Consider the following 21,492-nt stretch of genomic DNA (forward strand, 5'->3'; position numbering starts at 1 on the left):
CTCGGCCGCTTACTACCGTGCGACGAACTGCGTGAGGATGGCCTGCACTTCGTAGATGTCGACACCCTTGGTGAAGGTCTTCTGGATCGGCAGCGAGGCACCGGAGAGCCAGATCTTCAGCTCGGCGTCGAGATCGAAGGTGCCGGCCGTCTCCACGGCGAAGTGCGTGATGCTCCGGTACGGAATGGAGTGGTACTCGGTCTTCTTCCCGGTTATCCCCTGCTTGTCGACGAGGATCAGCCTCCGGTCGGTGAAGAGGATGCTGTCCCGGATCAACTGGTAGGCGGCATGCACCTGTTCACCCTGTCCCAGCAGCCGCGCGTAGTCCTGCTGGGCGGAGGCCGGATTGATGGTGTGTGCGTTCCCGAAAAGCGCCATGAATTCCCCGATTCATCCAGCTTGCACGATCTTCGTACTGTAGGGCTGTGGGGGCCGGGGTTGGGAAGCCCGCCGTAGACCCGTAGCGGAGCCGTAGCAGAGCTGTAGCTGGGGCCGTCGGTGTCCACTGCGGATTCACGCGTCGCGGAGTTTGAACACTGCGGCCCCCGCCAGCAGCCCCGCTCCCGCCCACGCCCCCAGAACCGCGAGGCCGGACCAGGGGCCGATCGGCACGCTGTCCAGGTTCTTGGTGGCCTGAACGGCCAGCCCCGCCGAGGCGGGGGCCCACTCACGTATTCGCTCCTGCCACTTCTCGTCGCCCACCAACTCGACCAGGGCGGGCAGCGCGTAGAGCAACCCGAGCACCGTCGTGATCGCACCGGCCGTGTCCCGGACAACCGTAGCCACGCCCAGCGAGAGCAGCGCTATCAGGCCCAAGTAGAGAACCGTGCCCACGGCGGCACGCAGGACCGGTCCCTCAAAGAAGGAGAGCGACGCCGAGCTGAAGCCGTTGCCGGACAGGATGAACCGGCCGGCGAGCAGGGACCCGAGGACGGCGAGCATCCCCGCCGCCAGTGCCGCACCGGTGACGACCGCCGCCTTTGCGGCGAGAACACGACCTCGGCCCGGTACGGCTGCCAGCGTGGCCTGGATGGTCCCCGTCCCGTACTCGCTGCTCATCGCCAGCACCCCGAACGCGGCCACGGCTGCCTGGCCGAGCCAGATGCCGGTAAGGCTGAGCTTGACGGTGTCCTCGTGGCACTCCTGCGGCGACGGACACTGGTCCGCCGACACGGCCCCGGTGGCCACCGCACCCAGCGCCCATGTCAGCGCGGACACGGCGGACAGCAGCCACCATGTGCTCGGCACCGTACGGAGTTTCGTCCACTCCGCGCGGAGTGCGCCCCTCATGCGTCCCTCCTGCCCAGTCGCCAGACCGCCACCGCGAGGAGCGCGACCGCCCACAGGCACAGCATCGAGAGCCCTGCCCAGGGGCCTTGCGGATAGCAGCCGTTCTCGGGGAGGCAGACCGCGTCAACGTGCTCGTACTGGGGCAGCGTCCGCTGCACCGCGAAGCCGGCGAGCGGGGTCAGCTTCATCACCCAGTGCGCGGTGCCGATCGGCAGCCCCGAGAGAAGGACGAGCGGCAGGACGAGCGCGACCACGATCAACGTCACGGCCACGGCTGTGTTCCGCAGGATCGCGCCCAGTGCCAGGGCCAGCACGGCGACGGCGGCCAGCAGGACGGCGGTGCCGACAACCGCGCGCAGCACGGGTGTGTCGGTGAGGGCCACATCGGGATGGAAGAGGGGATTGGGCATACGGTCGCGCAACTCGGGCTCGCTGAGCAGGAACGACAGCATGGCTGCGACAAGACCGGCCACGAAGGAGACACCGGCCAGGACGACGGCCTTCGCGACCAGCACCCTGCCCCGGCGCGGACTTGCCGTCAGTGTCGTCAGGATCATGCCGCGCCGGTACTCGGCGGTGATGAACAGCACGCCCAAGGCCACCAGCGGAATCAGCCCTATCTGTGCTCCCGCGAGGGACTGCTGGGTGATGTCGACATCCGGTGTGTAGGGCGCCACGTTGCCCGAGCCCGTCAGCGTCCAGGTGCCGGACTTCTCCGTGGAACTGTCCTGTGGTCCCCTGAGGCCTCCGCCGGCGCCGCCCCCGACGGTGTCCTGGCGCCAGGCGCCCTGTCCGCCGTCCACCGTCACGTGGTCGAAGGCTGCGGTGACCCGCGCGGGACGCCCTCCGACCGAGTTGGAGCCGAACTGCCTCTGCACCATGGTCTCTTCGGGGGTGGCCACGAAAAGACCTGCCTGGGCGGTCTCCGGCAGCCCATTCACTCGCGTCGTGCCGACCTTCTCCCACGACGAGCCGTCGGCCGACTCGTACGCGGTGAACTCCTCGCCCGAGCGGGTCAGCCGCAGCCAGTGCGGCCGGTCACGGGCGACGGTGCCACCGGCGGTGTCATGGGTGAAGCCCGACTGGAGCCGGACCCCGTGCCCCGGCGTGATCATGACCGCCGCGTAGGGGGATCCCGCCTTCGTACTCTCCTTGATCACCACTCCGGCCTTGGCCCAGGGCTCGGCCGGTCGCTCCTCCCGGCCGGTGAGCGGAGAGACCCGGGCGGTGATACTGCCGTCGCCGGTCAACGGCCGGTGGACGAAGGGGAAGCTGTCGGACACGACGCCTCCGTGCGGCCCTACGGGGGGTGGAGTGCGGTCTCCGGAGACATCGCTGCTGCCGCTGTAGGCCGAGAGCAGCGAGACCAGAACCGTGATCACCACGCAGGCGAGCAGCGTCAAGCTCCACCGGCGCACGGTGCGCAGCTTGGTCCACTCGGCGTGCAGCAACTGGGGGAACCCGTCACGCGCGGGCGGGAGTTCGGAGCGGTAGGGGGTGACAGTGGGGGGAGTGGTCATGAGCGCGTCCCCTCCGCCTCATTCGCCGCCGCCGTGGCCGGTGCGGGGCCGGACGCCGTGTCCGCGCCCGCCTCGACCGTGCGGAACTCGGCCGCGTCACGGGTCAGTTCCATATACGCCTCCTCCAGCGTGGCCCGGTGGGCTCCGATCTCCGAGAACGGCACCCCGCCCGTGGTCAGCAGTGCGACGATCCGCTCCGCAGGCAGGCCGCTGACGGTGAGCGACCGCGGCCCGTCCGCCGTGACCGTCGCCCCTTCGCGGGCCAGCACCCTCATGGCTTCCGTGCGCGCGGACGTACGCAACGAGACCCGTTCGCCCGAGGCGGCGGCCAGCAGCTCGGCGACGGAGGTGTCGGCGATGAGCCGGCCCCGCCCGACGACCACGAGATGGTCGGCGGAGTCCTCCAGCTCACTCATCAGATGACTCGACACCAGCACCGCGCGTCCCTCGCGCGCCAGCCCGCGCAGAAAGCCACGGATCCACCGGATCCCCTCCGGATCAAGACCGTTGACCGGCTCGTCCAGCACCAGCACCGGCGGATCGCCGAGCAGCGCGGCCGCTATCCCCAGCCGCTGCCGCATGCCCAGCGAGTAGTTCCCCGCCCGGCGCCGGCCCACAGACGCGAGGCCCACCCGCTCCAGCAGCTCGTCGACGCGCGAGGCCGCGAAACCGTGCGAGTGCGCGAGCCACAGCAGATGGTCGCGGCCGCGCCGGCTCGGGTGCACGGCCCCAGCGTCCAGCAGCGCCCCCACCTCGGTCAGCGGCCGACGCAGCGTCGCGTACCGCTGGCCGCCGATCAACGCCTGCCCGGAATCGGGCGCGTCGAGGCCCAGGAGCATACGCATGGTCGTGGACTTGCCCGCGCCGTTGGGCCCGACGAAGCCGGTGACCTGACCCGGTCGCACGATGAAGGACAGATCGTCAACCGCGACCGTCTGCCCGAACTGCTTTCGCAGCCCCTGAATTTCGATGGTTGCCTGCATGCTCGAAAGGCTAGGGAGCGAGGGTGCCCCGGGTCGTCACGCGAGAGAGCGCACTTCGGCACCCCTGGCACGGGGGAGGAACCGCCGTCGTTATCGCTCGTGTGGGGGATGCCAAGAGGGCTGGTCAGGGGGACGCCAACTGGTCTCGGCGCCGGGACAATGGTGGACGTGAGCGAAGAAATCAAGCGCGTGGCGAAGCGAATCGCCGACTCGCCCGACCGGCAGGCGGCGGTCGGGGCGGTGCTCGCGCTGCTCGCGTGCGGAGAAACCGCGGTGCGCGGGGGAAGTATCGACACCGATCTCTCGTTCGCGCTCACGCTCGCGATCAGCACCACGACACCGGTCGGCCTGCTGCGCACGAAGCTGGCTACCGCGTCCACACTCTGCCTCACGGCCGCGAGTGTCGTGTCGCTCGTGAGTTTCCATGTGCTGACCGTCGCCGGGCTTGTCGCGCAGCTGCTCGCCCTGCACTGGCTCGGCGGTCGCGGCTCCCGCCGGCTCGCCGTGCTGCTGGTGCTCCCCTACGTCGCGACCGCGCTCGCGGGCCCGCAGATCAACGGGATACGGGTGTACGGGGTGGTGACGGCAGTGCTCGCGGCGGCGGCCGTCGCGGACGCGACAGGCCGTCGGTCGCGCGCCGAGGAGGTGGCGCGCGATGCCACCGAGAGGGCCATGGCCGACACGCTCCACGAACATGTGGCGCGTGGCGAACGAGCACGCATCGCACGCGAGTTGCATGACGTGGTCGCGCACCACATCTCGATGATTTCCGTGCAGGCGGAGACCGCCCGGCTGACGACGGCCGGCATGCCCGAGGCCGGGGCGAAGCGGTTGCTGGACATCGGTGACACGGCGCGCGCCGCGCTGACGGAGATGCGCCGGCTGCTCGGCGTGCTCCGTGAGGACGCGGGCACCCCGCCCGTCACCCGAAGACCGCAGCCGGGGCTCACGCAGCTCAACGAATTGCTGGACGACGCGCGTGAGGCGACCGGCGCCGCCACGCGGCTGATCGTCAGTGGGCCGGTGGCGACGCTCGACCCGGGCATCGAGCTCACCACGTACCGCATAGTCCAGGAAGCCCTCACCAACGCCCGTCGGCATGCTCCGGGGGCAGCCGTCGACGTCGAACTGCGCTACCACCCGGAGGTGCTCGAAGTGCGTATCAGGGACAACGGGCCGGGACCGGCGCCGGGAGCGGGCGGCCGGTCCCCGGGGCACGGGCTGCTGGGCATGCGCGAGCGGGTCGCCGCGGTCGGGGGCGAGCTTCGCGCGGGCGCGGCACCCGGTGGGGGCTTCCTGGTGGAGGCGAGGCTGCCGCTACCGGTGCCGGAGGCAGTCCGATGAGTACGCGCATCGTCATCGTGGACGATCACGAGCTGGTGCGGGCCGGCTTCGCCGGACTGCTCACCACACAGAGCGACTTCACGGTGTCCGGCACCGCCTGCGACGGGGCCGAGGGGGTACGGGTCTGCCGCGAACAGCGCCCCGACGTCGTGCTCATGGACGTCAGGATGCCGGTCATGGACGGCATCGAGGCGACCGAGCGAGTCGTGGCCGAGGCAGGGGAAGGTGCGGGGCCACGCATCATCATCCTGACCACCTTCGACCTGGACGAGCACGTCTACGACGCCCTGGGCGCGGGCGCGAGCGGCTTCCTCCTCAAGGACGTCGCCGCTGAGCGGCTGTTCGACGCGGTGCGGGTGGTCGCCGCGGGGGACGCGCTGCTCGCGCCGGCGATCACCCGTCGTCTCATCGGTGAGTTCGCTCGGCAGCGCCGAAAGCCGGCCGCGGCCCCCGCTCCGCGGCTCGACGCGCTCACCCCGCGCGAGACGGATGTGCTGCGGCTGATCGCCGAGGGCCTGTCCAACCCGGAGATCGCGGCCCGGCTGATCGTCAGCGAGGAGACGGTCAAGTCGCACGTGAGCCGTGTGCTCAACAAGCTCGGCCTGCGTGATCGCACGCAGGCGGTGGTCGCGGCGTACGAATCGGGCCTGATCGTGCCGGGTGTCGGCGGACAGGAGGGGTGAGGGACATGGGTGGAAGGAGCGGGCCGGGAAGCGGACGGGGCGTGGTGGAGCCGGACCTTTGGCCGGTCAGGCCGGCTGGGGGGCGCCGAATACCTCCGGCTCGGTGGCGTAGGGCAGGCCCTCCAACGGGCGGTCGGTGCAGAAGCGAGCCATGAGGTCCGCGAAGTCGGCGATGCGTTCCACCGGGGCGAGGTGGTCCGTCTCCTCGATGGTCATGAACCGGGCCGACGGCAGGCAGGCGGCCATCGTGCGGCCCATGGCGGGTGTGGTCAGGGTGTCGTGCTCACCCGTGACGACCAGGCTGGGGATGGCAGGGGTCGGCTCCGGGCGATACCACTCGTGGCGCATCAGCCGGGAGTTGTGCTCCGCGGACATACGCAACTGTTCGGGGTTCTGCGCCGCGATCTGCTGGTAGACGAGTCGGGCGACGGCGGCCTTCTTGCGCACATGACCGGTGCCGGGAGGCGACATGAACCGGTCGGCGAGCTCACGGGCGATGGGCTCCGTCTCACCACGCCGGATCATGCCGTCCCAACGCTCCATGGCCATCGCGTAGTCGGCGGGAATGACGGTGGTCATTCCGACGAGCATCAACCGTTCGAGGAGGTGAGGGTAGTGCTGGGCGAACCGGACGCCGATGGCTCCGCCGTAGCAGGCGGCCACCAGATTGAGGCGGGGGATGCGGAGTTCGTCGACGACATGGCGTACCGCGGCGGCGAGGAAGTCGACGCCGTACTTCGCGGGCAGGAAGTCGGCGGTCCCATAGCCGGGCAGGTCGACGGTGATGACGGAGCTGAGGGGGGTGAGCCACTTCTCGTGGCGTTGCCACGAGTGGCGGTCCTGGGAGGACCCGCCCAGGATGACGATGGGTTCGGTGTCGAGGCGGCCCTGGCGGGCGATGCGGCAGGTGTAGCGGAACCCGCCGAAGGTCAGTTCGTGTTCGACGGTCTCCGTCTCCGTGTGCTGACCGGCGTTGTCTGCCCCGCCGTCCGTCCCTCCGTCGGTGGGCTGGGGCGGGAAGGTGAGGGCGGCGTCGGGGAGGGGGGTGCGTGAGCTGGTGATCGCGTCGGTGGGCACGGGCACAGGGTGGCTCCAAGGACTGAGGTGGGGGGCGCCGTCCGGCAAGTGGCTCTGCACGTCCCGCAGTGGCGACACACCGGATCCGGACGCGAGCGAGCAGGAGCATTTCCGCTTCACTGCTCCTACCAACGACCAGAACTCGCCACGAAATCATCTGGGGACGAGTCTTGGGCAGAAAGTGGAACGGGATTCGCCCGTACGAGTTCCAGAAATTCGCGCACATCTGCGTCATGCGGCCGGGTGCCCCACCGTTGGCCGGCCGTGGCGGGTGGTCGTTCGAGGGGGGATTGCGGTAGGCGGGGCTGGCCGGGTGCTGTCTGTTCTGTGCATGTCGGTGCGTGATAGGTAGCGAAGACCGGAGGGAGGTTGTCCGCGATTCCGTCCACGGACGGGCCGGTTCGGCGACCAGTGCGTGATGACCGTGAGGAGTGGGCCTTGCACGAACAAGCGTGGGAGCGGCGATTGATGTCCGCGCTGCCCGGTGCTTGCGGTGGTGCCGGTGCGGGGGGCGGTGCCGGGCGGGAGCCGACGCTGGTGCTGGTCGAGGGCGACGCCGGTATGGGGAAGAGCAGACTGGTGCACCGTCTGCTGGAGTTGCCGCAGGCGCGGGCGGCGGCGCGGCTGGTGGTGACCTTTCAGGCGTCGGGCGGCTTCGTGGTCGCCGATCCGCTCGGTCCGGAGCCGCGCGCCGGCAGCTCGGTGGTGTCTGGGAGACGGCCGGGTGTCACGGGTACCGGTGCGGGTTCGGGCGGAGCCGTAGCCGGAGCCGAGCAGGGAGTTGTGGACGGGGTGCGGTCGCCTGCGAACGAGGCTCGCGAGTCGTGCGAGGGGTCGGAACAGGCGCCGGCGCCGGACGCGGCTGCGATCGGGGTGCGGATCACCGCGTACCAGGCCCTGGAGACGCTGCTTGCCTCAACTCGTCCCGTTCTCCTGGTCGCAGAGGACCTCCACCACGCGGACGACGACTGTCTGGCCCTGCTGCGTGGTCTGCTGAGGGAGCCGCCGACCCCCTTCGCGGCGGTGCTGACCTACCGGCCAGCACAACTGCCCCGAGCCGGGCTGCCGTTGGGGGCGGCGGTTGATTATCCGGCGCGGCTGTCGGCCGTGCGGTGGCGCCTGGAGCCGTTGGACGAGCGGCGGGTGCGGGGTGTGGCGGGGGAGTTGCTGGGGGCTCGGCGGTGTCCGCAGGAGTTCGTGGCGCGGCTGCGGCAGCGTTCCGGCGGGGTGCCGCAGGTTCTCGTGGACCTGTTGCGGATGCTGCGGGACGCAGCCGCCGACCGGGACCGCGACGCGGGGCGGACCGGGCGGGAGTGCTTCACCGCCAGGGACGTGGACGAGGTCGGAGTGCCGGTCCGGCTGGCGGAGTTGGTGCTGGACAGGACCGCCGCGCTGCCGGAGCCGTACCGCCCGGTCGTCTGGGCGGCTGCGGTGCTGGACGAGCCGGCGGGCGCCGGGGACCTGGCGGCGGTGGCGGGCTTCGGCGGGGAGGCCGGCCGGGCGGCGCTGATCGCGGCGCTGGAGGGCTCGGCGCTGTGGGAGACGAGCGAGGGGCGGTACGGGTTCGCCGTACCGCTGGCGGCGTCGGCGGTGTACGGGGAGTTGCCCGGCCCGGTGCGGGAGCGGCTGCACGACCGGGCCGCGGCGATGCTGGCGGCGCGGGAGCCGGTGCCGTGGGCCCGTATCGCTCGCCACTGGCGTGGCGGGGGCCGGACGGAGGACTGGCTGCGGGCCGCGGAGCATCTGGTGAACGACGACGAGGCGGCGGTGACGCTGCTGGAAGAGGCGCTGGAGGTGGGCGGCCTTCCGCCGGAGAAGCGGGGGCGGCTGGCGCTGACGCTGGCCCGTGGTGCGGTACTGGGGCGTCGGTCGGACGGGACGGCACGGGTCCTGCGCGGGATAGTCGAGGACGCGGCGCTGCCCGCTGCCGACCGGGGCGAGATACGGCTCGAACTGGGCCTGCTCCTCCACAACCGCAAGAGACGCTTCGAGGAGGGGCGGGGGGAACTGCGCGGGGCGGCCGAGGAGTTGACGGAGGCAGGGCGGCCGGCTCTTGCCGCGCTGGCGATGGCGGCGCTGGCGAACCCGTTCTTCCCCGGCGCCTCCCTGGCGGAGAACGTGGCCTGGCTGGAGCGGGCGGAGGCGGCGGCCGAGGTGTCGGGGGACCGCGCGGCGCGGACGGCGACCGCCGCCTGCCGGGCGATCGTGCTGATGAACACGGGCGACCCGGAAGCCTGGCGGCTGGTTGAACGGCTGCCCCGTGACAGCAGGGACCGTGCCGCCCGTCAGCAGGTGGCGCGGGGCCTGTGCAACACGGCGAGCGGCGCTGTGTATCTGGGCCACCACCGCCGGGCGGACGAGCTGCTGACGGAGGGCATCGAACTGGCGGCGCGGAGCGGGGCGCCGTTCCTGGAGCGGGTGGGACGGGGGACGGCGCTGTTCCGGGACTGGCTGACCGGGCGTTGGGAGGGGTTGGCGGAACGGTGCACGGGCCTGGTGGCCGAGGACGGCAGCGCGAGCGATGCCCGGGTGGTGCTGGCCCTGCTGGCGCTGGCGAAGGGGGACTGGGCGGCGGTACGGGACTGGCTCCCGCCGGGCGACCCGCCGGACACGTCGTACGAGACCTGCGAGGCCCCGGTGGCGGCGACTGCGGCGGGCGCACATATCCGGCTCCTGCTGGCCCGGCAGGAGGTGGAGTCCGCCGCCGAAGCCGCGACATCCGCCTGGGCGTGGCTCGGCAGGAAGGGTGTCTGGGTATGGGCGGCCGAACTGGCTCCCTGGGTGGTGGAGGCCCATTCCCGCGTGGGGCGGCGGGAGTCGGCGCGGCGGGTGGTGGCGGAGTTCGCGGCCGGTCTGACGGGACGAGATGCCCCGTCGGCGACTGCGGCCCTCCTCTGGTGCGGGGCGGTGCTGGCGGAGGCGGACGGCGAGCCGGCGGAGGCGCGGGCGCGTTTCCGCGAGGCGGGTGCGGCGTACGCCGGGCTGCCGCACCCGTACGCGCGTGCGCTCATGGCGGAGGGCGCGGGCCGTTGCGGGCTCCTGCTCGGTGGGGAGGAGGTGGACGAGGCCGTCGGGGAACTCACGGGCTGCGTTGGGGAGTTGACCGCCCTCGGAGCGGTCTGGGACGCGGCGCGCGTACGGGCGACGCTCCGCGCGTACCGCCCTGCCGCGCCGCGCCGGCCTCCCGGTCGGCCGGGTTACGCGGAGCGCATGTCCCCACGCGAGGGTGAGGTCGCGGAACTGGCGGCCACCGGCCTCACGAACCGCGAGATCGCGGCCACCCTGTATCTCTCCCCGCGCACGGTGGAACAGCATGTGGCCCGAGCGATGCGCAAGCTCGGCATCGCGAGCCGGCAGGGCTTGACCCACGAGGTCTCACGGGCCCGCGAAGGCGCGGGGCGGGGCGACGACGGCGTTTGAGCCGCTGCGGCCGGCCACGACCGGACGCCAAAGCCGAGCACGCCGAGCGCCTGGGGCGGGCCGGCCGCCAGGGCGTCCCCTGTCGGTACGGGGTCGGGTGCCGAGCGGCCGTGGCTGGCGGGTCTGTTGGGGTGCGACGGCTGGGGGCGGGGCCGGGGCGAGCTGGCCGGTTGGGGTCGGGGTCGTCTGAATGTGCGGAGGTATGGGTGCGTTGGGGCCTGGCGGTCAGACGAGCCAGCCGGGGGCGGGTCGGTCGGGTCAACGGCCGGTGGGTCGGCGTGAACTCCGCGGTGTCCCTGTCGGTACGGGGCCCAGGGCCGAACGGCCGGGGCGGGCCGGCCGCCGGGAGCATCCCTGTGGGTGCGGGGGCGAGGGTCGAGCGGCCGGGGTGGGCGGGTCTGTTGGGGCCTGGCGGTCAGGCGAGCCAGCTGCGGGGCGGGCGGTCGGGCCAGCGGCCCGTTGGTCGGCGCGAACGCCGCGGTGTCCCTGTCGGTACGGGGCCCAGGGCCGAACGGCCCCGGTGGGCTGGTCTGTTGGGGTTCGGCGGGCAGCGGGGCGGGTCGGTCGCACAGCGGGCGGTGGGCCGGCGTCAACGCAGCCCCGGTGCCGCCCAGCGGGTGGGCAACGAGGAGCGGGCCGACCGTATTCGGTGGTCGGCCCGCTCCTTGGCAGCTTGGTGGTCAGCTGCACATCGTGGTGCGCATGACGTCCGCTTGGCTTGCCCAGCTGGCGCAGCCGGTGCCCGAGTGGCCGTACCAGTTGTGGCCGAACTCGTGGGCCGCCAGGAGGGCGAAGTCGCCTACCAGGGTGGAGAGTTCGATGCGCTGGCCCGCGCCCCAGTTGCAGCCCACGACGTTGCCGCCGCCGCAGCCCTGGATGTAGCCGCCGACGCAGGAGACCGGGGTGCCGCTGGAGGCCGTTTCGGTGGCGCTGCCCCAGTAGTTGGCGCCCTGGCGTATCGCGCCTTCGCGGCCGCTGCAGGACGAGGTGATGTGGTAGCTCCACGCCGGTACCCGGACGTCCCGCTTGGCGGCGCTCACCGGCGGGAGGTTCGAGACGTCGCCCGTCTCGAAGCGGGGGGAGGGGGTGGAGTCGGCGACGGAGGCCTGGGCGGCCTGTGTCACGGCGGCGGGACGGGCGGTGTCACTGTTCTCGACGGCGTTGGCCGACATGGGGAGCGCGAAGAGAAGGGCGGCCGTTACGGCGGATGCCCCAGCGATTCTTCGGAGTGACGAGAGCATGACATATCTCCTTGTGGGGGGTGTGACCTGGACCCGTCGCGCGGGCCCCGTACATGGGGGGATCGCCAGCAAAGTACGTGCGCCCGCGCCGCCCGCCTATCCGGGTACGCCGACATACGGATACGCAAAGAACCCCCGCCCGTGGTCGGGGCGGGGGTTCAAGGGGGCTTCGGTCAGCGGAGGTTGAAGCGTTCGGCCCAGGAGACAACGTCCGTCGTGGTCGCGTTGCCGCCGCACAGGACCAGGCCCAGGCGCATGTCGCCGTCGACGCGTTCCCGTACGAGGCGGGCGGCCGGGAGGAGGCAGCCGGCGGCCGGTTCGGCCCAGACCTTCGCGTGGTTCGCGAGGTCGAGGGTGCCCTGGACGGCCTCGGCGTCCGAGACCACGAGTACGTCGTCGACCAGGGCCGACACATGGTCGTAGGTGAGCCGCGAGACCGTGGGGGCGCTGAGCGTGGAGACGATCGACGACAGCCGCACCGGCTGCGGACCCTTGCCGGCCAGCGCCTCCGACATGGCCTGCGCGCCCTCGGTCTCGACGCCCCAGATCCGGACGCCGGGCATGCGCGCGTGCAGAGCCGCCGCGACGCCGGAGATCAGCGCGCCGCCGCCGATGCTGACGAGTACGTCGGTCAGGCCCTCGCCCTCAGAACCCTCACCCTCGGAGCCCTTCCCGCTGCCCAAGACATCCTCGGCGAATTCGAGCCCGACCGTGCCCTGGCCCGCCACGACGACCGGGTCGTCGAAGGGATGGACCAGGCTCAGTCCGTCGGCCTGGAGCTGCGACATGAGCGCGAAAGCGCCGTCCATCGTGTCCGTCAGCCGCACCGTCGCCCCGGCCGCCTCCGCGATCTCGACGGCGCGCGCGGGCGCGGACTTCGGCATGACGACGGTGGCCTTCACACCCAGCGCGTCCGCCATGACCGCGACGGAGATGGCGTGGTTTCCGCCGCTCACCGCCACCACCCCGGCCGCGCGGTCGGCCTCGTTCAGGGACAGCAGCTTCGCCGTCGCGCCGCGAGCCTTGAAGGAACCCGTGCGCTGCAAGAGCTCAAGCTTCGCGGTGACGGGGACCCCGAGCAGCGCCGAAAGGCCGGGGCTCTCGACCGTCGGCGTCCGTACGACGTGTCCGGCGATCAGTCGCGCCGCCGCTTCGATGTCCGAGATGCCGATCACGACACGTACCTCCTGTTGACGCCCGATGGCTGCCGCCTCAGGAGAGACCGTACAGATCCGGCCCCGCCCGCCCCCGCCGCACCCCCTACGCGTACACGCCCGCCCTCGCCGCCGCCGCAGCCGCCTCCGCCGCGCGTACCCCCGCCGCCTCGTCCAGGGGAGCGTCGCTGGTCAGCAGGCGGTAGTACAGCGGGGCCGAGACCGCGCGGATCACCTCGTACGGGTCGGTCCCCGCCGGCAACTCGCCCCGCCGCACCGCCTGTTCGACGCACGGCGCCCACTCGGCGACCCGGATCTCGTAGAAGCGGTGCAGTGCGTCGGCGGTCCTCGCGTCCGTCGTCGCCGCCGCGATCACCGCCTTGAACAGCGCGCCCTGGCGCGGGTCGGCGAGCGTGCTCCGTACGAGTTCGGCGTTGGCCCGCAGGTCGCCGAGCAGCGAACCGGTCTCCGCGCGGGGCAGCGACTGCTCGGCCATGTCGCTCAGCAGGTCGGCGACGAGGCCGGCCACCGTCCCCCAGCGCCGGTACACCGTCGACTTGCCGACGTCCGCGCGCCGCGCGATGTCGGCGAGGTCGAGGCGGGCGAAGCCGTGTTCGGCGAGGGCGTCCCCGGCGGTGCGGAGCACCGCTGCCCGCACTCTTGCTGTACGGCCTCCGGGACGGACGGTCCCCGGATCGTCACAGGCATCGTCCATCTCTTCAGCACTCATGGGCTCGCCGCTCACTCATAACGGGACTCCGGTTTCGTTAGTGGCGCTTCTCTGTTACGTTGAGGCCATCTTAAAGGGACGTGAGTCCCGTTAGTAATCTCAGGGTCTCGTGGAGGGGTCGATCATGGAGTACAGGCAGTTGGGTGCGTCCGGGCTCAAGGTCCCGGCTCTCAGCTTCGGCGCGGGCACGTTCGGCGGGCAGGGCCCGCTCTTCGGTGCGTGGGGCAACACCGACGCGCAGGAGGCGCGCCGGCTTGTGGGCATCTGCCTGGAGGCGGGCATCTCGATGTTCGACACGGCCGACGTGTACTCGGCGGGCGCGTCGGAGGACGTCCTCGGCCAGGCGATCAAGGGGCGCCGCGACGAGGTGCTGCTGTCGACCAAGACGAGCCTGCCCATGGGCGACGGGCCGGCGGACGCGGGCTCCTCGCGCTCGCGGCTGATCCGGGCGACGGAGGACGCGCTGCGCCGTCTCGGCACGGACCACATCGACCTCTTCCAGCTGCACGCGTTCGACGCCGGGACGCCCGTCGACGAGGTGCTGTCGGCGCTCGACCAGCTCGTACGGTCCGGGAAGATCCGTTACGTCGGCGTCTCCAACTTCTCCGGCTGGCAGCTGATGAAGTCGCTGGCCGCCGCCGATCGGCACGGTTACCCGCGCTATGTCGCGCACCAGGTCTACTACTCCCTCGTCGGCCGCGACTACGAGTGGGAACTGCTGCCCCTCGGCCTCGACCAGGGCGTCGGCGCGCTGGTCTGGAGCCCGCTCGGGTGGGGGCGGCTCACGGGCAAACTGCGTCGTGGCCGGCCGCTGCCCGATGGCAGCCGTCTGCACCGGACCGCCGACTTCGGGCCGCCCGTGGACGACGACCATCTCTTCCGCGTGATCGATGCCATCGAAGGGATCGCGGAGGAGACCGGCAGGACCGTTCCCCAGGTGGCCATCAACTGGCTGCTGCGCCGCCCGACCGTCTCCTCCGTCATCATCGGCGCCCGCGACGAGGCGCAACTGCTCCAGAACATCGGCGCCGTGGGGTGGGAGCTGGCGCCCGAGCAGGTGGCCCGGCTCGACGCGGCGAGCGCCAAGGTGGCGCCGTATCCCTACTTCCCGTACGAGCGCCAGGAGGGCTTCGCCCGCCTCAACCCTTCACCGCTCAACCCTTCGCCACTCAGACCTTCACCGCTCAGACCTTCACCGCTCAAGCCGTTGAACCCAAGCCTTTGAACCCCTCACCACTCGTCTGCCGCTGACCGCTGCCGCGTGGGCCCGCGCGTCCCGGGTACGCGGGCGAAGGGCCAAACATCTCCCGACCGGGCCGGTCGGCCTCTACCACCACCCCACTCCCGCTGTGCGACGGTGACCGGGAGCAATGGACGAGCACGAAAAGTGACGACCTGACGGGAGAGAGACCATGCGGCAGGAGAAGCGGACGCCGAGGGCGAAGTTCGGGAAGGGCAAGTCGGGTGCGGAGCGTCCCACCGTCCTGACCGACGGAGAACTGACCGCACTCGACGCGCACTGGCGGGCCGCGAACTATCTCGCCGTCGGCCAGATCTACCTCATGGACAACGCGCTCCTCACCGAGCCCCTGCGCCCCGAGCACATCAAGCCTCGGCTTCTCGGCCACTGGGGCACATCCCCGGGCCTCAACCTCGTCCACACCCATCTCAACCGGCTGATCAAGAACCGGGACCTCTCCGCCCTCTGCGTCTGGGGCCCTGGGCACGGCGGGCCGGCCGTGCTCGCCAACTCCTGGCTGGAGGGCTCGTACGCGGAGACGTATCCCGACGTGACCCGGGACGCGGCCGGCATGAACCGGCTCTTCCGGCAGTTCTCGTTCCCCGGCGGAGTCCCCAGCCATGTCGCCCCGGAGACGCCCGGCTCCATCCACGAGGGCGGCGAACTCGGCTACTCCCTCGCGCACGCCTACGGCGCCGCCCTCGACAACCCCGACCTGCTCGTCGCCTGCGTGATCGGCGACGGCGAGGCCGAGACCGGGCCGCTGGCCGGGTCGTGGCACGCCAACAAGTTCCTTGACCCGGTCCACGACGGCGCTGTCCTGCCGATCCTGCACCTCAACGGCTACAAGATCGCCAACCCCACCCTCCTCGCCCGCGTCCCCGACGACGAACTGGACGCTCTGCTGCGCGGATACGGCCATGAGCCGCTGTACGTGACGGGCAGCGACCCGGCCGAGGTCCACCGTGCCCTGGCGGCGGCCCTCGACCGTGCGGCCGACCGCATCGCCGCGATCCAGCGGAACGCCCGGGACGGCGCCGGCCACGACGGCGACCGCCGGAACGGCGGCCCCCGGAACCGAGCCGCCCGCGAGCGGGCCGCCTGGCCCATGATCGTGCTGCGCACCCCCAAGGGCTGGACCGGTCCCGCCGAGGTCGACGGGCTGCCGGTCGAGGAGACGTGGCGCTCCCACCAGGTCCCGCTCCCGGGGGTACGCGAGAACCCGGACCATCTCGCCCAGTTGGAGAGGTGGCTGCGCTCGTACCGCCCCGAGGAACTCTTCGACCGCGCCGGCCGCCCCTCCGCCCAGGTCCTGTCCTGCGTCCCGGCCGGCACCCGCCGGCTCGGCGCGACCCCGCACGCCAACGGTGGCCTGCTCGTCCGCGATCTGCCGGTCCCGCCGCTGGACGACTTCGCCGTTCAGGTGGACAAGCCCGGCCTGGCTCTGCACGAACCCACCCGAGTTCTCGGCGCGATGCTCGCCCGGATCATGACCGACACAGCCGACCGCAGGGACTTCCGGGTCGTCGGCCCGGACGAGACGGCCTCCAACCGCCTGGAGGCCCTCTTCGACGCCACCGGCAAGGCCTGGCAGGCACGCGTCCTGCCCACCGACGAACATCTGGCCCACGACGGCCGGGTGATGGAGGTCCTCTCGGAGCACCTGTGCCAAGGCTGGCTGGAGGGCTACCTCCTGACGGGCCGTCATGGACTGTTCTCCTGCTACGAGGCGTTCGTGCACATCGTGGACTCGATGGTCAACCAGCACATCAAGTGGCTGAAGACATCGAGGGAGTTGGCCTGGCGGCGGCCGGTGGCGTCCCTCAACTACCTGCTGACCTCGCATGTCTGGCGCCAGGACCACAACGGTTTCTCGCACCAGGACCCGGGCTTCGTCGATCACGTGCTCAACAAGAGCCCCGAAGTCGTACGGGTCTACCTGCCGCCGGACGCCAACACCCTGCTCTCCGTGGCCGACCATGTGCTGCGCAGCCGCGACTACGTGAACGTCGTGGTCGCCGGCAAGCAGCCCGGCTTCGACTGGCTCACCATGGACGAGGCCCGCGCGCACTGCGCCCGTGGCGCGGGGCTGTGGAAGTGGGCCGGTACGGAGGACGGGACCCGGGAGCCGGACGCCGTCCTGGCCTGCGCGGGGGACGTGCCGACCCAGGAGGTCATCGCCGCGGCGGGTCTGTTGCGCCGGCATCTGCCCGAGCTGACGATCCGCGTGGTCAACGTGGTCGACATGACCCGGCTGATGCCGCGCGAGGAGCATCCGCACGGGATGACGGAGGCCGAGTACGACGACCTGTTCACCACGGACAAGCCGGTGATCTTCGCGTACCACGGCTACCCGTGGCTCATCCACCGTCTCGCCTACCGGCGCACCGGCCATGTGAACCTGCATGTCCGCGGCTACAAGGAGATGGGCACCACGACCACGCCCTTCGACATGGTCGTCCGCAACGACCTGGACCGCTACCGCCTGGTGATGGACGTCATCGACCGGGTGCCGGGACTCGGCGTCCGGGCGGCCGACGTACGCCAGGTCATGGAGGACACCCGGACCCGCCACCACAGCTGGATCCGCGAACACGGGGTGGATCTGCCGGAGGTCTCGGACTGGCGGTGGGAGGGCTGAGGCCAGGTCCCCCGCGGACGACGGACCACTCCGCGGACGTCTCGTCGCCGTGCAGGAGTGGCGCACCTGCGCGGGGTGGTCGAGACCCCCGCGCGCGATAGCTGACCGATCGGACAGTTATGGTGGGGGCATGGCACGCCCCGCCTCCGCCCTGCGCGGAAACATCCTGGAATCGGCGTTGCAGCTGTTCGCGACGCGCGGCTACGAAGGCACGTCACTGCATGACATCGCCACGGCCGTCGGCTGCTCGAAGGCGTCGCTGCTGTACCACTTCACCAGCAAGGACGCGATACTCACCGAGCTGCTGACCCCCGCCGGCGAGGGACTCGCCGCGCTGCACGCCCGGCTCGTCCCCCTCGACGGGCAGGAGGCGGTGGAGGCGGCCGTCACCGGATACGTCGATCTCGCGATGCGCTTCCGGCGCGAGGTCAAGATCCTCTTCGCCGACGTCCCCGGCATGACCACGCACCCGGCGCTCGGCAGCATCCCCGCCATCGTCGACGGCCTGCTGAACGCGCTCACGGGCCGGTCCACCGAAGCGCGGGACGTGGTCGCGGCCCACATGGTCCTCGGGGCCGTCTTCGTCACGGGCGCCAGCGACATCGCCGTACCGGACGAGCGACTGCGCGCCGAGCTGATCCGCGGCGCTCTGCGCACGCTACGACCCGAGCCCGACCCGGAGTTGACGCCCGACCCCGAGCCCGACCGGGACCCCGGGCCCCACTCCACCCGCTGATCGCACCTCCTCGTACCGAAAGCCCCCCAACCCCGGCCTCCGCCGACCACCGAGAAGAGAAACCTCCGCCATGGCTTCCCTCCTGTACCGGCTCGGCCGGTTCTCCTTCCGCCGGCGCAAGCGCGTCGTCGCCGTATGGCTGCTCCTGCTCGCCCTGTTGGGCGGAGCCGCCGCCACCCTCATGGGTCCCACCAGCGACAAGTTCGCCATTCCCGGCACCGAGTCCCAGCGTGCGCTGGACTCCCTCAAGGAGCAGTTCCCGCAGGCCAGCGGGACGACCGGCACAATCGTCATAGCCGCGCCCGAGGGCGACAGGCTCGACAAGTCCGCGGTCGCCCCGGTCGTACGGGACGCCGCCGCCGTACCCGGTGTGGTCGGCGCGGTGGACCCGTTCCAGGCCGGCACGGTCTCCAAGGACGGCCGATACGCCCTGGTCCAGGTGCAGTTCGACACCGCCAAGGAAGAGGTGACCGACGCGCAGCGCTCGGCGTACGAGAAGGTGGGCGCCGCCGAGGAGGGGCTGCGGGTCGAGCACGGCGGTGAAGTCCTCAGCGCCGAGGTCGAGGTGGGCTCCACCGAGGCGATCGGTGTCCTGATCGCCGCGGGCGTCCTCGTCGTCACCTTCGGCTCCATGGTGGCCGCCGGTATGACGCTGCTGAACGCGCTCGTCGGCGTCGCGGCGGGAATGGCCGGGCTCTTCGCCGTGAGCGGCGCCGTCGAACTCACCAGCACCGCCCCGATCCTGGCGCTCATGCTGGGTCTCGCCGTCGGCATCGACTACTCGCTGTTCATCACCTCCCGGCACCGGCAGTACCTGACCGACGGCATGGACGCCGAAGAGGCGGCCGGCCGCGCCGTCGGGACCGCCGGTTCGGCCGTGGTCTTCGCGGGCGCCACCGTCGTCATCGCCCTCGCGGGGCTGACCGTCGTCAACATCCCCTTCCTGAGCGTGATGGGCCTCGCCGCCGCGGGTACGGTCGCCGTCGCCGTCCTGGTCGCGCTCACCCTGCTGCCGGCGCTGCTCGGCTTCGCCGGCCACCGTGTACTGCCCCGCAAGCAGCGCCCCGGCCACCCCTCAGCTGCCGCCGTCGACCTCACCAAGGAGCCCCGCGAGGGCTTCGGCTTCCGCTGGGGCCGTACGGTCACCCGCTTCCGCGTCCCGGTTCTCCTCGTGGGCATCCTCGGTCTCGGCGTACTCGCCCTCCCCGCCGCCGACATGCGCCTGGCGCTCCCCGACGCGGGCACGGCGGCGGCAGGTTCCGCCACCCGCGAGGCGTACGACCTGACGAGCGAGGGCTTCGGCCCCGGCTTCAACGGCCGTCTGATCGCGGTCGTTTCCAGCGACGACGCCGCGTCCACCGCCGCCGCGGCGAAGGAGGCCGCCGCGCGGATCCAGGGCACCAAGGACGTACTCACCGTCGCCCCGCCCCTGTTGAACAAGCAGGGCACCACCGCACTGCTCACCGTCATCCCCAAGGCAGGCCCCACCGACGAGGCCACCGAGAAGGTCGTGCACACCGTCCGTGACCGCGTCGCCGACATCGGGGACGGGGGTGTCGCGGGTGCGAAGGGCGCCACGATCGGGCTCTCCGGCACCACGGCCGTCGGCATCGACGTCTCCGAGAAGGTCGCGGACGCCATGCTGGTCTATCTGCTGCTCGTGGTCGGTCTGTCGATCCTGCTGCTGATGCTCGTCTTCCGGTCGTTCCTGGTGCCGGTGAAGGCCGCGCTCGGCTTCCTCCTCACCATCGGCGCCACCTTCGGAATCACCGTGGCGATCTTCCAACAGGGCCACTTCGCCGACCTGTTGGGCATCGACGTCCCGGGACCGCTGGTGAGCTTCCTGCCGATCCTGCTCATCGGCATCCTGTTCGGTCTGGCCATGGACTACGAGGTCTTCCTCGTCTCGCGGATGCGTGAGGACTTCGTCCACGGCGCCGGCGCACAGGAGGCGACCGTCAGCGGCATGGGGCACAACGCCCGTGTCGTGACGGCCGCGGCCCTGATCATGACGGCGGTCTTCGGCGGGTTCATCTTCATGCCGGACCCGATCATCAAGTCGATGGGATTCGCGCTGGCCGTGGGCGTGCTCGTCGACGCCTTCATCGTGCGAATGGCGCTGGTCCCGGCGGTGATGTCCCTGCTCGGACGCGCCGCTTGGTGGCTGCCGCGCCCCGTCGACCGGATCCTGCCCAACCTCGACATCGAGGGCGAGAGCCTTCGGCACACGCTTGTGCCGGAGCCGCGGCAGCACACGGTGGCCGAGAACGAGCGCGCGGCGAAGGACGAGGACGCGGTCAACGTGTGACGGCGCCCTGCGCTCCGTATGATCGTGCGTGCTTCTACAGGGCTGTAGAAGTAATCGTGCATCAGAAGTCCGGGAATGAAGGAGGAACACCTCGATGGTGTTCAAACGGCTGCTCGGTTCACTCGGTGTCGGCGGGCCGAGTGTGGAGACGGTGCTGGACGGCGGGGCGGTTCTGCCGGGAGGCACCTTGCGCGGTGAGGTCAGGCTCACCGGCGGGAGCGCGTCGTACGACATCGACCGGCTCACCCTCGAACTCGTCGCCCGCGTCGAGGCGGAGCACGAGGAAGGGGAGAGCGAGGGGCTGGTCGGCTTCGAGCGGTACGACATCGGCGGCGGCTTCCGGCTGGGTGAGGAGGAGTCGTACAGGGTGCCGTTCGCGGTGCCGCTGCCGTGGGAGACACCCGTCTCCGAGCTGCACGGCGAACCGCTCGGGATCCATCTGGGCGTTCGTACGGAGCTGGAGGTCGCCGGAGCCAGGGACAAGGGCGACTTCGACCCGTTCGCTGTACGGCCGTTGCCGGTGCAGGAGGCCGTCCTTGAGGCGCTCGGACAACTCGGCTTCGCCTTCAGGTCGGCGGACCTGGAGCTCGGGCACATCCGGGGGAGCGGCCAGCAGTTGCCGTTCTACCAGGAGATCGAGCTGATCCCGGCGCCGGCGTACTCGCACCGTCTGAACGAGGTCGAGGTGACCTTCCTCGCCCACCCCGGCGGGACGGAGGTCGTCCTGGAGGCCGACGGGCGCGGAGGCTCGGGCGTGGACGACGCGATGAACAGGCACGCGGTCGGGCTCGACGACCCGGCCCGCGCCGACTGGAACGCGGTGGTGACGGGCTGGATCGACCAACTCGCCGCCGCTCACCAGGGTTACGGCCATCACGATCACGGCTACCACGGCCACGATCACGGTCACCACGATCACGATCACGGCCACGGTGCCAAGCACGGCTCCGGCTCGGGCTCCGGCATCAGCACGGGCACGGCGGTCGCCATCGGTGCGGCCGGACTGGCCGTGGGCGTGGCGGGCGGCCTGGTGGCGGCCGAAGTCGTCGACGAGGTGGGCGACTTCTTCGAGGGCGACGAGGAAGAAGAGGAAGGCGAGGAGGAGTAGGAAAGCCGGGCGGATCC

At 71.4% G+C, this 21,492-nt stretch carries 16 protein-coding genes; 8 read left to right on the forward strand and 8 right to left on the reverse strand.

Translation table 11 applies throughout. The annotated features are described in order from the left end of the window. Window positions 1–12 precede the first annotated feature (12 nt). The 4 genes from ACFWV8_RS20490 to ACFWV8_RS20505 form a co-directional block, all read right to left on the reverse strand. On the reverse strand, window positions 13–378 hold the full coding sequence (locus ACFWV8_RS20490) for a PH domain-containing protein (protein ID WP_329384464.1): 366 nt from the start codon (window positions 376–378) through the stop codon (window positions 13–15). 135 nt (window positions 379–513) lie between these two features. Continuing rightward, on the reverse strand, window positions 514–1,290 hold the full coding sequence (locus ACFWV8_RS20495) for an ABC transporter permease (protein ID WP_384203905.1): 777 nt from the start codon (window positions 1,288–1,290) through the stop codon (window positions 514–516). Further along, window positions 1,287–2,810 (reverse strand): ABC transporter permease, encoded by a 1,524-nt coding sequence (locus ACFWV8_RS20500; protein WP_384203908.1) that lies wholly within the window; start codon window positions 2,808–2,810, stop codon window positions 1,287–1,289. Before ACFWV8_RS20500 ends, ACFWV8_RS20495 begins: the two co-directional genes overlap by 4 nt. Next, window positions 2,807–3,793: an ABC transporter ATP-binding protein gene (locus ACFWV8_RS20505; RefSeq protein ID WP_384203911.1), complete on the reverse strand. Its 987-nt coding sequence runs from the start codon at window positions 3,791–3,793 to the stop codon at window positions 2,807–2,809. Before ACFWV8_RS20505 ends, ACFWV8_RS20500 begins: the two co-directional genes overlap by 4 nt. Before the next feature lie 168 nt (window positions 3,794–3,961). Between ACFWV8_RS20505 and ACFWV8_RS20510 the strand changes: the two genes are divergently transcribed. Continuing rightward, window positions 3,962–5,137 carry a sensor histidine kinase gene (locus ACFWV8_RS20510; RefSeq protein WP_384203913.1) on the forward strand — a complete coding sequence of 392 codons (1,176 nt, stop codon included), beginning with the start codon at window positions 3,962–3,964 and terminating at the stop codon, window positions 5,135–5,137. Continuing rightward, window positions 5,134–5,820 carry a response regulator gene (locus tag ACFWV8_RS20515; RefSeq protein ID WP_384203916.1) on the forward strand — a complete coding sequence of 229 codons (687 nt, stop codon included), beginning with the start codon at window positions 5,134–5,136 and terminating at the stop codon, window positions 5,818–5,820. The genes ACFWV8_RS20510 and ACFWV8_RS20515 overlap by 4 nt, the downstream gene beginning before the upstream one ends. A gap of 66 nt (window positions 5,821–5,886) precedes the next feature. Here the strand turns inward: ACFWV8_RS20515 and ACFWV8_RS20520 are convergent, their stop codons facing one another. Continuing rightward, on the reverse strand, window positions 5,887–6,897 hold the full coding sequence (locus ACFWV8_RS20520; RefSeq protein ID WP_384203919.1) for an alpha/beta fold hydrolase: 1,011 nt from the start codon (window positions 6,895–6,897) through the stop codon (window positions 5,887–5,889). A gap of 438 nt (window positions 6,898–7,335) precedes the next feature. Here ACFWV8_RS20520 and ACFWV8_RS20525 point away from each other — a divergent pair, with 438 nt between their 5' ends. Next, on the forward strand, window positions 7,336–10,317 hold the full coding sequence (locus ACFWV8_RS20525) for a helix-turn-helix transcriptional regulator (RefSeq protein ID WP_384203922.1): 2,982 nt from the start codon (window positions 7,336–7,338) through the stop codon (window positions 10,315–10,317). A gap of 680 nt (window positions 10,318–10,997) precedes the next feature. Here the strand turns inward: ACFWV8_RS20525 and ACFWV8_RS20530 are convergent. From ACFWV8_RS20530 to ACFWV8_RS20540, 3 genes are all read right to left on the reverse strand, one after another. Beyond that, window positions 10,998–11,558: a hypothetical protein gene (locus ACFWV8_RS20530; protein WP_384203925.1), complete on the reverse strand. Its 561-nt coding sequence runs from the start codon at window positions 11,556–11,558 to the stop codon at window positions 10,998–11,000. A gap of 173 nt (window positions 11,559–11,731) precedes the next feature. Next, window positions 11,732–12,733 carry a threonine/serine dehydratase gene (locus ACFWV8_RS20535; RefSeq protein ID WP_384203927.1) on the reverse strand — a complete coding sequence of 334 codons (1,002 nt, stop codon included), beginning with the start codon at window positions 12,731–12,733 and terminating at the stop codon, window positions 11,732–11,734. An 85-nt stretch (window positions 12,734–12,818) separates the two neighbouring features. Beyond that, window positions 12,819–13,442, reverse strand: a complete 624-nt coding sequence (locus ACFWV8_RS20540; RefSeq protein ID WP_384203930.1) for a TetR/AcrR family transcriptional regulator — start codon at window positions 13,440–13,442, stop codon at window positions 12,819–12,821. A gap of 124 nt (window positions 13,443–13,566) precedes the next feature. On the opposite strand from ACFWV8_RS20540, the gene ACFWV8_RS20545 reads away from it, so the two are divergent. The 5 genes from ACFWV8_RS20545 (at window position 13,567) to ACFWV8_RS20565 (ending at window position 21,475) form a co-directional block, all read left to right on the forward strand. Then, window positions 13,567–14,667: an aldo/keto reductase gene (locus tag ACFWV8_RS20545; RefSeq protein ID WP_384203934.1), complete on the forward strand. Its 1,101-nt coding sequence runs from the start codon at window positions 13,567–13,569 to the stop codon at window positions 14,665–14,667. 187 nt (window positions 14,668–14,854) lie between these two features. Then, window positions 14,855–17,323, forward strand: coding sequence for a phosphoketolase (locus ACFWV8_RS20550; RefSeq protein ID WP_384203935.1), 2,469 nt, complete (start codon window positions 14,855–14,857; stop codon window positions 17,321–17,323). A 130-nt stretch (window positions 17,324–17,453) separates the two neighbouring features. Next, window positions 17,454–18,059 (forward strand): TetR family transcriptional regulator, encoded by a 606-nt coding sequence (locus tag ACFWV8_RS20555; protein WP_384203938.1) that lies wholly within the window; start codon window positions 17,454–17,456, stop codon window positions 18,057–18,059. Between the two features lie 70 nt (window positions 18,060–18,129). Further along, window positions 18,130–20,367: an MMPL family transporter gene (locus tag ACFWV8_RS20560; RefSeq protein WP_384203941.1), complete on the forward strand. Its 2,238-nt coding sequence runs from the start codon at window positions 18,130–18,132 to the stop codon at window positions 20,365–20,367. A gap of 94 nt (window positions 20,368–20,461) precedes the next feature. After that, entirely contained in the window at window positions 20,462–21,475 is a 1,014-nt protein-coding gene (locus ACFWV8_RS20565) for a sporulation protein (protein WP_384203944.1), read from the forward strand. The last annotated feature ends 17 nt before the right edge of the window (window positions 21,476–21,492 follow it).

It is taken from the genome of Streptomyces sp. NPDC058665, from assembly GCF_042714995.1.
Lineage (GTDB): Bacteria > Actinomycetota > Actinomycetes > Streptomycetales > Streptomycetaceae > Streptomyces.

What these genes read in the sequence shown, in the direction of transcription:
- ACFWV8_RS20500 (WP_384203908.1), bottom strand. Translation starts at nt 2,810, where the DNA reads ATGACCACTCCCCCCACTGTCACCCCCTACCGCTCCGAACTCCCGCCC.
- ACFWV8_RS20565 (WP_384203944.1), top strand. Translation starts at nt 20,462, where the DNA reads ATGGTGTTCAAACGGCTGCTCGGTTCACTCGGTGTCGGCGGGCCGAGT.
- ACFWV8_RS20505 (WP_384203911.1), bottom strand. Translation starts at nt 3,793, where the DNA reads ATGCAGGCAACCATCGAAATTCAGGGGCTGCGAAAGCAGTTCGGGCAG.
- ACFWV8_RS20495 (WP_384203905.1), bottom strand. Translation starts at nt 1,290, where the DNA reads ATGAGGGGCGCACTCCGCGCGGAGTGGACGAAACTCCGTACGGTGCCG.
- ACFWV8_RS20490 (WP_329384464.1), bottom strand. Translation starts at nt 378, where the DNA reads ATGGCGCTTTTCGGGAACGCACACACCATCAATCCGGCCTCCGCCCAG.
- ACFWV8_RS20555 (WP_384203938.1), top strand. Translation starts at nt 17,454, where the DNA reads ATGGCACGCCCCGCCTCCGCCCTGCGCGGAAACATCCTGGAATCGGCG.
- ACFWV8_RS20550 (WP_384203935.1), top strand. Translation starts at nt 14,855, where the DNA reads ATGCGGCAGGAGAAGCGGACGCCGAGGGCGAAGTTCGGGAAGGGCAAG.
- ACFWV8_RS20515 (WP_384203916.1), top strand. Translation starts at nt 5,134, where the DNA reads ATGAGTACGCGCATCGTCATCGTGGACGATCACGAGCTGGTGCGGGCC.
- ACFWV8_RS20560 (WP_384203941.1), top strand. Translation starts at nt 18,130, where the DNA reads ATGGCTTCCCTCCTGTACCGGCTCGGCCGGTTCTCCTTCCGCCGGCGC.
- ACFWV8_RS20545 (WP_384203934.1), top strand. Translation starts at nt 13,567, where the DNA reads ATGGAGTACAGGCAGTTGGGTGCGTCCGGGCTCAAGGTCCCGGCTCTC.
- ACFWV8_RS20540 (WP_384203930.1), bottom strand. Translation starts at nt 13,442, where the DNA reads ATGAGTGCTGAAGAGATGGACGATGCCTGTGACGATCCGGGGACCGTC.
- ACFWV8_RS20530 (WP_384203925.1), bottom strand. Translation starts at nt 11,558, where the DNA reads ATGCTCTCGTCACTCCGAAGAATCGCTGGGGCATCCGCCGTAACGGCC.